Genomic DNA, 13,349 nt, shown 5'->3' with positions numbered 1-13,349 from the left:
TTGCCCCGCCCCGGCAAACCGCCTAAACCGGGGCCGACAAAACAAGGAAAGACGCCATGGACATCGCAGGCCGCAAGATCGGACCGAAGGAACCGCCGCTGGTGATCGCGGAGATCGGGATCAACCACGGCGGCGATCTGGCCGTCGCCAAGGAGATGGTGCGCCTTGCCGCGGGTGCAGGCTGCGAGATGATCAAGCACCAGACCCATATCATCGAAGACGAGATGACCGACGAAGCGAAACAGATTTTCCCGCCCAACGCAGACGTGTCGATCTGGGAGGTGATGGAGCGCTGTGCCCTGTCGAACGCAGACGAGGCGGAGTTGAAGCGCTATACCGAAAGCCTGGGCATCATCTGGATTTCCACGCCGTTCTCCCGCGCCGCCTGCGACTTTCTGGAAACGCTCGACGTGCCCGCCTACAAGATCGGATCGGGCGAGGCCGACAACCTGCCGCTGATCCGTCACATCGCGCGCAAGGGCAAGCCGGTGATCATGTCGACGGGCATGCAGACCATCGACACGATCCGTGCGTCGGTACAGATTTTGGAGGATGCGGGCGTGGACTATGTCCTGCTGGAATGCACGAACCTCTACCCCTCGCCGCCGGAAATCGTGTCGCTGCAAGGGGTGACCGATTTGAAAAACGCTTTCCCGAACGCCGTCGTCGGTTTCTCGGACCACTCCATCGGGCCGGAGATGGCGCTGGCGTCCGTCGCACTCGGCGCCTGTATCCTCGAACGCCACTATACCGACACCCGCTACCGCGCGGGCCCCGACATCATCAACTCCATGGACCCCGCCGAGTTGCGCCATATCATCGACCGGTCCCGCGAAATCCACACGGCACTCCATAACCCCAAACAGCGCACGGACGCCGAAGGCCCGGTCTATGCCTTCGCACGCGCCTCCGTCGTGGCCGACCGCGATCTGGATGCGGGCCATGTGATTACCGAAGCCGACATCTGGGCGCGCCGTCCCGGTTCGGGCGAGATTGCGGGTTACGAGTTCGACAAGGTGCTGGGCAAGACCCTGACCCGCGCCATCACGCGCAATACGCAGTTGAAATGGTCCGATCTGGATGGCTGACACGCTGGTGTTGCCGGATACGCAGGTCTGGATGATCAATCTGGATCGTGCGGTGGAGCGGCGGAGGACGATGGAAGGCAGGCTCGCCGCTCTTGGCCTTGCCTACACCCGTTTCCCCGCTGTGGACGGCGCGCAAGAGTGGACCAAGCTAAAGCACAGCGTCGACATCCCGGCCTTTCAGCGCAATACCGGGCGCGACGTGATGAAGGGCGAGATCGGCTGTTATCATTCGCATCTGGCCGTCTGGCAAAAGCTGGCCGAAAGCGACGCGAAACAGGCACTGATCATCGAGGACGACGTCGTCTTTCACGATGATTTCACGGCGGCCCTGCATCTTGCGCTCGATCTGTCGGACCGCTGGGACTTTCTGAAACTCAACAAGATCCGCGCCCAGCATCCGGTCATGCAATTCAGCGCGGGGGGCTACGATTTCAACGCCTACCGCGGCCCGTCGACAGGGTTCGGCTGCTACCTGATCAAGCGCGATCTGGCCGCCCGGCTGATCCCCGCGATGACGCCGATCACCCGCCCCATCGACATCGAAGCGGATCGGATCCACGTCCACCACTTCCGGCATCTGGGGATGGAGCCGTTTCCGTCCCACGTGGACGACGGCAACGTCAGCACGATCACCGGCACCGGTTACAGCAACGTTCGCAAATATCCCTGGTATCGCCGCCTGCCCGCCTACGCCCTGCGCTGGCGCAACCTGCGGGCCAAGACGCGTCATCTCGCGCAGTCCCGCACAAGCTGATCGAACGCCTCGGGCGCGACGACGCTGACACCGGTCTCCGGAAGCGCGTCGTAGACCAATGCGACGTTGCGCTGCCGTTCCTCGGACGCGATGGCGAGCGGCACGCGGACGCTAAACAGGGTGATGGCAGGAAACAGGGTGCGCAGACTGAAAAGCACCGTCGAATACCACGAGATGACGAGCGCAGGCAGCGTGTCGCTTTGCAGCAAATGCAGTTCGAGCGGTTGATCCAGCGGCGTCACCTCAACGCCGAGATCGGCGATCCGCGCAAGTTTCGCCGGGCTTTCCAGACGATGCGGCACATAGCGGACCTGCCAGCCGGCCAACGCAGTCGTCAGGGTGCGCAGATGGCCGATCTCGTCATCCTCCGTCAACTCGCGCCCTTCGCTCAGCCACTGGCCCGCGATCACGGCCGTGCGCGGTGCGACCTGTCCGGCACCGTCACGCCGCGCGTCCAGCACCGTCATGGCATTGTGCATGAGAGCGCCGCCGGTTTCGGCTTCGTCCCGCCGGGTCGCGAACATTGAGAAAAGCTGCGGCAGACCGTCCACGGGTGCGCGCAACCCGCCCGACCGGCGCAACCTGTCGATCAGAAAAACCGAGGCCGCACCGTCATCGAGCCAGACCGTCGTCCGCCCGAACCAGCGCCCCATCAGGCGCAGCCATGAAATGCGCGGCTCGCCCAGAAAAACCGCCCGTTGGCGCAACACCCCATGGCGCAACAACGCGCGCGCGATGCGGGACGTGAAGCCGATACGCTGCACGCTGCGGCGCAATCCACGGCGCGGCGTTTCCTGCAGACGGGTGACGCTGGTCCAGTCGTCGCCGATCAGTTGCGACAGCTGGCGGTGTGACGGGTGGCCGGACGCTTCGCGGTCGACGACGACCAGATGCGCCGCCTTGTCGGCGCAGAACCGCGTCCGCGCCTCTGTCGCACAAAGAAGCTGAAACGGGGTGATGACGATAAACAGGTTGCTTGCCATCCGCCTTCCCCCATAAACGTGATGCAATTCCGGCTAGCAGGTCACGGAAATCGTGACAAGCCGGGCCACCCGCGTGCCGGGGTCCGACCGAAATGAAAGGCGCACGCCCGAAATGAGCAAATCCATCCTTTTCGTCACCGGCACCCGGGCCGATTTCGGCAAGCTGGAGCCGTTGGCGATTGCCGCCCGTGACGCGGGACTGGACGTTTCTTTCTTCGTGACCGGTATGCACATGCTTGCCCGCTACGGGCTCACCAAGATCGAGGTGCACCGCGTGCCCGGCGTCACGGTCTATGAATTTCTCAACCAGCGCATCGGCGATCCGCAAGATGTGATCCTGGCAAAGACGGTGACCGGGTTTTCCGACTTTCTCCGCGAGGCGCAGCCGGACCTCGTCGTCATTCACGGCGACCGGGTCGAGGCGCTGGCGGCGGCACTCGTCTGCGCTACCAACTACATCCGTTCCGCCCATATCGAGGGCGGAGAGGTGTCCGGCACCATCGACGAGGTGTATCGCCACTGCAATTCCAAGCTCTGCAGCCATCATTTCGTCAGTTCAGACGTCGCCGCCAAGCGGGTCATGGCGCTGGGCGAGGACGCCGGGGCGATCCATGTCATCGGCTCGCCCGAGCTTGATTTCCATGCCCGCCCATCCGGAGTGACGATGGATGAGGTCCGCGCGCGCTACGATATCCCGTTCGACGATTTCGGCATCTGCGTGTTTCATCCGGTCACGTCGGAAGCCGCGACCATGGCCGTCCAGGCACGCGATCTGTTCGACGCGCTCAAGGCATCGGACCGCGCGTTCGTCGTGATCGCGCCCAACAACGACCCCGGCTCGGACGGGATATTCGCGCAACTCGATACCCTGCCCGCAGACCGGTTCCGCGTGCTGCCGTCGATGCGTTTCGCGCATTTCTCCGAACTGATGAAAAACGCGGCCTGCCTTGTGGGCAATTCGTCGGCGGGCGTCCGAGAAGCGCCGTTCATCGGGCTGCAGTCGCTGGATATCGGCACCCGGCAAAGCAATCGCGGGCAAGCCCCGTCGATCCATTTCGCGATGGCGCATGAAAGCGACAAGATCGCGGAGTTCCTGTCGGGCGCCTGGGGCGCACGCGAAGGGCGCGATACCGCTTTCGGCTCCGGCTCTGCCGCCGACCGTTTTGTCGCTGTGCTGAACGATCCCGATTTCTGGGCCGGATCGCTGCAAAAAACCTTTCATGACAACCCCTGACCTGCCCTTCGCGCTGCGCGCCTATCTGAGGGCAACGCGGGCCATTCCCCTCGTCGCGCGTCCATTGCTGTGGCGCAGACGCAGGCGGGGCAAGGAACACCCCGACCGCTGGCGCGAAAAACTGGGCCGCGCGGGCCTGCCGCGCCCCGAGGGTCGCCTGATCTGGCTGCATGGCGTGGGCCTAGGCGAGGTGCTGGCTTTGCGCGGGTTAATCACGGCACTCGCGGCGGCTGATACCGCAGCCCATTTCCTCGTCACCTCTACCACGTCCAAGGGGGCGGATGCGTTCGGCAGCAACCTGCCACCCCGCACCACGCACCAGTTCCTGCCGCTCGACGCGCCGGGCTATCGGGCGGCGTTCCTCGACTATTGGCGGCCCGATCTTTGCATCTGGTCGGAACAGGACCTGTGGCCCGGGTTCGTGGTCGATCTGCACGCACGCGGTATCCCGCAGGCCATCGTGGCAGGGCGGATCGGCGATGCATCCTTCGGCAAGCGCAAACGCTGGGCGGCCGCCTATGCCGCACTTTACGACATGATCGCGGTCGTGGACGCGCAGGACGAAACCTCCGCCGTGCATTTCCGCGCACTGGGCGCAAAAGATGTCACCCGCTACGGATCGCTGAAACCGGCCGCACCGCCCCTGCAGGTGAACGACGCAAAGCTGACGGAAGCGCGCGCGGCAATAGGGCGGCGATTCACCTGGGTCGCCGCATCGTCGCATCCGGCGGACGAGGCGGTGGCACTGGCCGCCCACAAGCTGGTCCGCGAACGCAGGCCAGAAGCACTGCTGATCATCGCGCCGCGCTTCCCCGACAGGAACATCCGGGTGCCCGACGACACCCTCCGACTGTCGCAACGTGCCTTGCCCGGCCCAGACGATCCGATCTGGCTGGCCGATACCACGGGCGATATGGGGCTGATCTATCGCCTGTCGCATTGCGCGCTGATCGGCGGCACGCATGACGCGACCGAAGGCCACAATCCGTGGGAGGCAGTAGCGCTGGACTGCGCCGTTCTGTTCGGGCCGCGCACCGGGAATTTTGCCGCCGACTATACGGCCCTGCTGGAGAACCACGGCGGCGTGCAGGTCGCCTCGCCCACCTCATTGGCGGCATACCTCTGCGGTTCACTCGCCCCGCAGCGTGAAAACGCGACCGACCTGCTTCAGGGCTACCGCGAGCGGGTCGCGGCGCTGGCCCGCAAGCTGCTGGAACTGGTGGGTGACGCATGACCAACAATCGTTTCCCCACACCGCGCCTGCGCCGGTTCTACATCATCTATACGCTCGCGTGGGTGCTGCTCCTGCCCGTGGCGCTGCTCTATCTGCTCTGGCGTGGACGGCGCGACCACGGCTATATCGCGCGTCTGGGTGAGAGGTTCGGGTTCTACCGCGCACCGCTCAGGAACGCCGTCTGGGTCCATGCCGTCTCGCTGGGCGAGGTGCGGTCCGCCGTCGCCCTCATCCGGGGGCTGCTGGATCAGGGCGAACGGGTCGTCATCACCCATTTCACCCCTGCCGGTCGCCGCGCCGCCGCTGCCGCATTTGCCGACGACATCGCGGCGGGCCGGGTACAGACCGTCTGGGTGCCGCTGGAATTCATGTGGTGCTACCGCCGGTTCTTTGCCGCCTTCACCCCGAAATACGGGCTGGTGATGGAGATCGAATTCTGGCCCGTGATGGTGCGCGCGGCACATCGGTGGGGCGTACCCCTCTTTCCCTGCAATGCGCAATATCCGCATAAATCCTTCACGAGAGATATGGAAAAATCAAAATGGCGTCTTGATTTGTTGCGCGGCTACGCCGGTTCGTTCGTGAAGTCGGACCTGCAGCGTGACCGGTTCGCAGCCACGGGCGCGCGCAATATCCATGTGACCGGAGAGCTGCGCTTCGACCAGCCGATCCCCGACCATCAGGTCGCGGCGGGCCAGCATCTGAAACGGAACATGCCGCGCCGCGTCATCACGATCACAAGCGTCGTGGTCGGCGAAGACGGGGCCTTTATCGCGCTGATCAAGGCCACGCGCGGCCCGGATGCGCCGCTCTTCGTATATGTCCCCCGCGCACCGGAACGGTTCGACGAAAGTGCCGCGCTTCTGGCCGATGCAGGTTTGCGCGTCGCACGGCGAAGCGAAACGCTGCCCCCCGACCTGACAGCCGACAGCCTCCCCGAATGCGATGTCTTGCTGGGCGACAGCATGGGCGAGATGTATTTTTACCTCGCACTCTGCGATCAGGCGCTGATCGGTGGCAGCTTCGTGCCCAAGGGCGCGCATAACATCTCCGAACCGCTTGCGCTGTCGAAACCGGTGATTTGCGGACCGCATACCTGGACCATCGAATTCCCGTTCGTCGAGGCACAGGCCTCCGGTGTCGCCACGCAGGTTGCGGACGTGGCGGAGCTGATCGCGCACGTCAGGTCCGGCACAGCCCCCGAACCCGTCCGCGTCAAAGCGTTCTTCGACACGCAGTCCGGGGCCGTCGCGCGCACGCTCGCCGCGATCCGGAAAGAGACCGGTTAACCGACCCGGTTCGTCGTCGCGGCATCGAAAACCGTGACGGCGCCGGCCGCGACCGACAGTGCGATTTCATCAGTGCTGTCCTCGTCCATCCGCCCCGGCAGGCGGGCCGTGACGCGCGTGCCGGAAATGTCGAAGCTGACATAGCACTCCGCCCCGGTGTTCTCGATCATCACCGGCATGACCGTCAGGTCACCTGCGCCCCGTGCCACACTGAAATGTTCGGGCCGGATGCCGACGATCAGATCGTCGGGCAGCACCGTGTCCGGGTGGTCTGCCGCCAGCACGGTGTCGCCCAGCGCATAGCCGTCGGCGTGGCGCTTCGCCGGGATCAGGTTCATCGGCGGCGACCCCATGAAATCGGCCACGAATGTATTGGCAGGGGTGTCATAGATTTCAGCAGGTGTGCCGATCTGCTGAACGTAGCCATCCTTGAGCACCACGATCCGCGTCGCCAGCGTCATCGCCTCGATCTGGTCGTGGGTGACATAGACGATGCTGGCGTGCGTGGTCTTGTGCAGCCGCTTGATCTCGGCGCGCATCTCCACCCGCAGCTTGGCGTCCAGGTTCGACAGCGGTTCGTCGAACAGAAACAGCTTTGGGTCGCGCACCAGCGCCCGGCCCATCGCCACCCGCTGGCGTTGGCCGCCGGACAATTGCGCGGGCTGCCGGTCCAGCAGGTGTTCGATCTGCAAGAGCGTTGCGACCTCGTGGATCCGCGCCTGCATCCTGTCCTTCGGCACACGTCGGATTTTCATGCCGAACCCGATGTTTTCGCCCACCGTCATCGTGGGGTAGAGCGCGTAGGACTGGAACACCATCGCGATATCGCGGTCCTTCGGCGGCTCCTGCGTCACGTCGCGCCCGCCGATCAGCAACTGCCCGCCGGTGATCTCCTCCAGCCCGGCGATGCAATTGAGCAATGTGGATTTGCCGCAGCCCGACGGTCCGACGAGGACCAGAAACTCGCCGGCCTTCATCGCGATGTCGATGTCATGCAGCACGTCGACCGCACCATAGGATTTTCGCAGGTTCCGCGTGGTCAGCGCGTCTTGTGTCGCGGTGTCTAGGGCCATGGGTCTTTCCCTTCGTGGCTAACGGGTCCGGTGGAGTTACGCACGAGCAATTCTGCCCGGCACAGGGTCTGAAGCGAAGCAGCCTCCGCCCCGTCGATCAGGTCGATCAGCATGTCGGCAAGCGGGACGCAGGCATCGCGCAGGGGTGCGCGGGTGACGGTGAGTGCGGGCGCGAAGTTGATCGCGCGCATTTGTGGCAGTGCATCGTCATGCGCGATGATCGACAGCTCGGTCGGAACGGCAATGCCCAGATCGCGCGCTGCCCGCTGCACCCCCGCCGCAACCGGCGTCGAATCGCAGATCAACGCGGTCGGGCGCGGCCCGCGCCGCCCCGACAGCATCGCCAGCGCCTCGGTATAGCCCTGATCCTGTGTCGCGATCCCCTGCGCGATAAATGCCCCGGGTGCGACCAGCCCCGCACCCGCCATCGCATCGACGAAGCCCCGCCTGCGCGCACGCGCATAGGCGAAACGCGCGGCTCCGCCGATCAGGGCGATGCGGCGATGCCCCAACGCCGTCAGCAGATCGACCGACTGGCGCGACACATCCGCATTGTCGATGTCATAGAACGGATAATCCACCTCTTCGCCGGTGCGACCATGCACGACGAAGGGGATGCCGCGCTTGCGCAGGAACGCGACGCGCGGGTCGTCCACCAGCGGCGCGTTCAGGATGAACCCGTCCAGAATATCCCGCTCCATCATCCGCGCGTAAGGGACGACAGGATCGTCGGACTGATCGACCGCCAGCACCAGATCGGTCTCGCGCGCGGCCAGCGCCGCCGTCAGCCCCGTCAGGATTTCAAAGAATGTCTGGTCCGCGCTCATGTCCGGCTTGATCTTGACGATCATGCCGACCATCCCCGACCGCCCCGTCACCAGTCGCTGCGCCGTGCGGTTCGGGCGGTATCCCAGCCGCTGCGCAGCATCCTGCACCCGGTCGCGGGTGCGCGCGCTGACCTCGGGAAACCCGTTCAGCGCGCGGCTGACCGTAGCGACGGATATGCCCAGTTCTGCACTGATATCCTTGAGCGTTGCCACGGCACATCCCGAGAGTTTCAAATCGTTTCAAATTTGCGATTAGCACATATTTACCAATATTCAAAGAATATCACGCAAGTTTGCCTGCCGCTGAAGATGCAAAGTTAAATCGTTTTGAAAATACATATCAAACTGTTACTCTCGCGCCGAATCGAAAACGCAGGACAAAGGGGCGACAATGCGGGAATGGTGGCGGGATGCGGTGATCTATCAGATTTATCCGCGCAGTTTTCAGGACAGCACCGGCAACGGCACCGGTGACCTGAAAGGCATCGCCGACCGCCTGCCCCACGTCGCCAGCCTTGGCGTCGACGCGATCTGGCTGTCGCCATTCTTCACCTCCCCCGACCGCGACATGGGTTACGATGTGAGCGATTACACCGACGTCAGCCCGCTTTACGGCGATCTGGCCGATTTCGATGCGGTCGTCGCCACCGCCCACGATCTGGGCCTCAAGGTCATCATCGACCAGGTGCTGTCGCATACCTCCGACCAGCATCCGTGGTTCGCCGAAAGCCGCGCCAGCCGCGACAATCCGAAAGCGGATTGGTATGTCTGGGCCGACCCACAGCCGGACGGCACGCCGCCGACGAACTGGCTCTCGGTCTTCGGCGGCTCGGCATGGATGTTCGACCCGCGGCGCAAGCAATATTACATGCACAACTTCCTGACCGAACAGCCCGACCTGAATTTCCACAACCCGGACGTGGTCGATGCACTGCTCGACACGATGCGATTCTGGCTGGACCGGGGCGTCGACGGCTTCCGTCTCGACACCGTCAATTTCTACACCCACGACAAGCGGCTGCGCCAGAATCCGGCGCTTGCGCCCGATCCATTCCCCAACAATCCCTACGAGGCGCAGGAACATCTCTATTCCAAGTCGCAGCCGGAAAACCTCAATGTGCTGCGCCGGATGCGCGCGCTGACCGATCAGTATGACGACATCATGATGGTCGGCGAAGTCGGTGAAATGGGCGACCGGCAGGTCGAGCTGATGGGCGAATATACCGCCGGCACCGACAAGCTGCACATGGCCTATTCCTTTGCGATGCTCAGCCACGACCACACCGCTGCACATTTCCGCCGCTGCATCGAGACCTTCGCGACCGCAGCACCCGACGGCTGGGCGAAATGGTCGTTCTCGAACCACGATGTGGACCGCCACGTCTCGCGCTGGACACCCGAAGACGGCGACACCGATGCCGTGGCCAAACAATCCATCGCCATGCTGTGCAGCTTCCCCGGCACGCTGGGCATTTTCCAGGGCGAGGAACTGGGCCAGACCCAGACCGACATCCTGCTGCCGGAAGTGCAGGATACCGCCAACATCGCCTTCTGGCCCGAATACAAGGGCCGCGACGGCTGCCGCACGCCGATGGTCTGGGATGCCACCCAACCCAACGCGGGCTTCAGCGACGGCACGCCATGGCTGCCGGTCAAACCGCCACAGGCCGCCCGCGCCGTCGCCGGGCAAGAGGCCGCCAACGACAGCGTGCTGCACAGCTATCGCGCCGCCATCGCGTTCCGCAAGAACCGGCCCGAATTGCAGCGCGGCGACACCGCCTTCATCGACCTGCCCGAACCGCTGCTCGCCATCGCGCGCAGTCTGGACGGCAGCACCTTGACCGGCATCTTCAACCTGTCCGACACGCCCATGGTATTGCGCGTGACCGGAAAGACAGAGCCTGTCGGCCCGGCCCACGCAACGCTGGACGGCGACACGCTCGACCTGCCACCGCACGGATTTATCTATCTGGCATCCGACACCACGCCTGCGCTGAGCGTCATCACACCAACGGCCGTGAAAACGGCCATCCCGGCCTGAGCGCCGGACACGCATTCAACGGGAGGAGACCCAAAATGAAAACCATCATCAAGACACTGGGCGTAACCGCCGCGCTGCTGGCGACCACCGCCCCCGCCATGGCCTTCGAGGACGGCAAGCTGGTCATCTGGACCGGCGCAAACCGTGACAAGGACGCGCTGCTCGCCGCGGCACAGCCCTTCGTCGACGATCTGGGCATCGAGGTCGTGGTCGAGGTCGTGGACCCTGACCTGACCGACAAGTTCCAGCAGGCCGCGGCCACCGGCGATGGCCCCGATATCGTCCTTTGGGCGCATGACCGTTTCGGCGAATGGGCCAACGGCGGTCTGATCGCACCTGTGCAGCCCAGCCAGGCTTGGGTCGACGGTGTGCTTCCTGCCACCATGGAAGGCGTGAATTTCGACGGCAAGACGTGGGGCTACCCTGTCTCGGTCGAGGCCGTGCACCTGATCTACAACACCGACCTGATCGACACGCCGCCCGCGTCCTTCGAGGAGATCGCCGACCTTGAAATCGACGCGCAGCCGATCCTCTGGGACTACAACAACACCTATTTCACCATGCCGCTGCTGATGGCCGGCGGCGGCTACGCCTTCCAGAAGGTCGACGGCTCCTACGACGGTGACGATACCGGCGTGAACACACCCGGTGCCATCGCCGGCGCCGAGGTGCTGAAATCGCTCTTCGACGATGGCATCATGCCGCAGGGCGTAGATTATGGGGTCATGGACGGTGCCATGAACAACGGCGAGGTCGCGATGGTCCTCAACGGCCCGTGGGCCTGGGGCGGGCTGGAAGGCTCCGGTATCAACTTTGCGGTGGCCCCGATCCCTACCGTGAATGGTGAGATTGCACCGCCGTTCCTCGGCATCCAGACGCTGGCAATCAATGCCGCATCGCCGAACGCCGACCTCGCGGTCGAACTGATCGAAAACTATCTGGCCACCGACGAAGGGCTGGCAACATGGAACGCCAACGGCGCGCTGGGTGCACTGGCCGACATTTCCGCCGCAGAGGCACAGGACGACGAGAACGTGAGCAACATGCTTGCCGTCGCGGCGAACGGCGTGCCGATGCCGTCGAACCCCGAAATGGGCGCATTCTGGGCCGCAATGGCACCGGCGCTGACCAACATCACCTCGGGTGCTGCAGAGCCGGAAGCCGCGCTCAACGATGCGGCCACCCGCATTCTGGGCGAATAAGTCTCCGGGCGGCGCGTCTTTGACCCGCCGCCCATTTCCGCCACGCAAGGGCAGCCCCGATGACAACCGCCAGTGACATCCCCGCGCAAGTGCCGGAGCGGTCCGCCATGCCCCGCTTGATCGGCGTGGCTCTGGCGACTCTGCTGATCCTCTTCGGCGCGTTCTTCCTCTACCAGACCGCGCAGCCGGTCTATGGCGCGATCATGCTGGCGCTGGCGGTCGGCGTGGCCATCGTCTTCGGGGCAAACCGGTTCTACGGCGCGCGCTTCATCTTTCCCGGTGTCGCCGCCGTCCTGATCTTCATCGCCTTCCCGGTGGCCTATACCGTCTATCTGGGCTTCACCAACTACGCGTCCTCCAACCTGCTGACGTTCGAACGCACGATCGAGGTGCTGACCTCACGCAGCACCGCCGACCCCGCCACTGAACAGCCCTTTGCCGTGGCCCCTGACGGCGATCAATACCGGATCTGGTTGCCGGAGGCCGGTTTGCTGTCGGACCCCGTGACGCTTGATGGCACCGATACCACGGCCAACCTCGCCTCCGCCGAAACCCCCGCGACGCTGCTGGAACGCCGCGATGCTATCGCCCTGCGCGGCGGCTTGCAGGCGCTGACGCTGGCGCCGGAGGACGGACCACCACTCTTGAACGCGGGCCTGCGCACCTTCGCCCAGATCACGCCGGACTATATCCGTGACGGCGACACGCTGATCCGTTCGGCAGACGGTGCCGTCCTGCGCCCCGACCACGACACCGGATTCTTCGTCACGCCCGAGGGCGAACAGGTGCCCCCCGGCTGGCGCGTGAACATCGGGTTCGACAATTTCGAGCGGATCTTCACCTCCGCCGGCGTGCGCGGCCCGATGCTGCAGATCTTCGTCTGGACGCTGGTGTTCGCCACGCTATCGGTGGTCTTTACCTTCGCCGTGGGCCTTACCCTCGCGGTCATTCTGCAATGGCCCCACCTGCGCGGCAAGGCGATCTACCGCATCCTGCTGATCTTGCCCTACGCCGTGCCCGCCTTCATCTCGATCCTCGTGTTCCGGGGCTTGTTCAACCAGAACTTCGGCGAGATCAACATCATCCTGCAGGCACTTTTCGGGATCGAGCCGAACTGGTTTTCCGACGGCACACTGGCCCGCACAATGGTGCTGATCGTGAACACATGGCTGGGCTATCCCTATATGATGCTGCTCGCCATGGGCTTTTTGCAGGCGGTGCCGGAGGACCACAAGAAGGCCGCCGCACTGGAGGGCGCATCCGCCCTGCGTGTGTTCTTCACGATCACCCTGCCGCAGATCATCCCGCCGTTCCTGCCGCTGCTGATCGCGTCATTCGCCTTCAACTTCAACAATCTGGTGCTGGTCTATCTGCTGACCCAAGGCCTGCCCGACATCCCCGGCACGGTGATCCCGGCGGGCGAGACGGACATTCTGGCCAGCTTCACCTACCGGCTGGCCTTCGACAGCTCCGGCCAGCAATTCGGCCTCGCCGGGGCGATCACGCTGCTGATCTTCGTCGCGGTCGCGGCGATTTCCTATGCCAATTTCGTCGCCATGCGCCGTGCAGCCCAGCGCAGGTCGGGCCGATGACGGGCGTATCTACGGGACGGCGGGCGGGGCGT

At 64.3% G+C, this 13,349-nt stretch carries 11 protein-coding genes; 8 read left to right on the top strand and 3 right to left on the bottom strand.

The genetic code is table 11. The annotated features are described in order from the left end of the window. The first annotated feature begins 56 nt into the window (after positions 1-56). Positions 57-1,088 carry an N-acetylneuraminate synthase family protein gene (locus AC04PH_RS04915; RefSeq protein ID WP_483064624.1) on the top strand — a complete coding sequence of 344 codons (1,032 nt, stop codon included), beginning with the start codon at positions 57-59 and terminating at the stop codon, positions 1,086-1,088. Beyond that, entirely contained in the window at positions 1,081-1,842 is a 762-nt protein-coding gene (locus tag AC04PH_RS04910) for a glycosyltransferase family 25 protein (RefSeq protein ID WP_483064623.1), read from the top strand. Before AC04PH_RS04915 ends, AC04PH_RS04910 begins: the two co-directional genes overlap by 8 nt. Here AC04PH_RS04910 and AC04PH_RS04905 read toward each other — a convergent pair. After that, complete coding sequence (locus tag AC04PH_RS04905) at positions 1,815-2,825, bottom strand: polysialyltransferase family glycosyltransferase (RefSeq protein WP_483064622.1); 1,011 nt, start codon at positions 2,823-2,825, stop codon at positions 1,815-1,817. The genes AC04PH_RS04910 and AC04PH_RS04905 overlap by 28 nt on opposite strands. 112 nt (positions 2,826-2,937) lie before the next feature. Between AC04PH_RS04905 and neuC the strand changes: the two genes are divergently transcribed. The 3 genes from neuC to AC04PH_RS04890 are packed head-to-tail and all read left to right on the top strand — an operon-like array spanning position 2,938 to position 6,582. Further along, on the top strand, positions 2,938-4,059 hold the full coding sequence (gene neuC, locus AC04PH_RS04900; protein ID WP_483064621.1) for a UDP-N-acetylglucosamine 2-epimerase: 1,122 nt from the start codon (positions 2,938-2,940) through the stop codon (positions 4,057-4,059). Continuing rightward, positions 4,046-5,293, top strand: a complete 1,248-nt coding sequence (locus AC04PH_RS04895) for a 3-deoxy-D-manno-octulosonic acid transferase (protein WP_483064620.1) — start codon at positions 4,046-4,048, stop codon at positions 5,291-5,293. The genes neuC and AC04PH_RS04895 overlap by 14 nt, the downstream gene beginning before the upstream one ends. Further along, on the top strand, positions 5,290-6,582 hold the full coding sequence (locus AC04PH_RS04890; protein ID WP_483064619.1) for a 3-deoxy-D-manno-octulosonic acid transferase: 1,293 nt from the start codon (positions 5,290-5,292) through the stop codon (positions 6,580-6,582). Before AC04PH_RS04895 ends, AC04PH_RS04890 begins: the two co-directional genes overlap by 4 nt. Here AC04PH_RS04890 and AC04PH_RS04885 read toward each other — a convergent pair. Together AC04PH_RS04885 and AC04PH_RS04880 are read right to left on the bottom strand one after the other, a co-directional pair. Continuing rightward, positions 6,579-7,655, bottom strand: a complete 1,077-nt coding sequence (locus AC04PH_RS04885; RefSeq protein ID WP_483064618.1) for an ABC transporter ATP-binding protein — start codon at positions 7,653-7,655, stop codon at positions 6,579-6,581. The two genes, AC04PH_RS04890 and AC04PH_RS04885, sit on opposite strands and share 4 nt — an antisense overlap. Beyond that, positions 7,646-8,695, bottom strand: a complete 1,050-nt coding sequence (locus tag AC04PH_RS04880; protein WP_483064617.1) for a substrate-binding domain-containing protein — start codon at positions 8,693-8,695, stop codon at positions 7,646-7,648. Before AC04PH_RS04880 ends, AC04PH_RS04885 begins: the two co-directional genes overlap by 10 nt. 178 nt (positions 8,696-8,873) lie before the next feature. Here AC04PH_RS04880 and AC04PH_RS04875 point away from each other — a divergent pair, with 178 nt between their 5' ends. From AC04PH_RS04875 to malF, 3 genes are read left to right on the top strand one after another with little or no spacing between them, the layout of a single operon-like run. After that, on the top strand, positions 8,874-10,523 hold the full coding sequence (locus AC04PH_RS04875; RefSeq protein ID WP_483064616.1) for an alpha-glucosidase: 1,650 nt from the start codon (positions 8,874-8,876) through the stop codon (positions 10,521-10,523). Between the two features lie 35 nt (positions 10,524-10,558). Then, positions 10,559-11,725, top strand: coding sequence for a maltose/maltodextrin ABC transporter substrate-binding protein MalE (gene malE / locus AC04PH_RS04870; protein WP_483064615.1), 1,167 nt, complete (start codon positions 10,559-10,561; stop codon positions 11,723-11,725). 59 nt (positions 11,726-11,784) lie between these two features. Then, a complete protein-coding gene (gene malF / locus AC04PH_RS04865) occupies positions 11,785-13,317 on the top strand; it encodes a maltose ABC transporter permease MalF (RefSeq protein ID WP_483064614.1) in 1,533 nt (510 codons plus the stop codon). Positions 13,318-13,349 lie beyond the last annotated feature (32 nt).

Source organism: Yoonia sp. KMU-150, assembly GCF_056858355.1.
The sequence above is the reverse complement of the archived record's forward strand: the minus strand, read 5'-3'. Positions and strand labels throughout refer to the sequence as shown.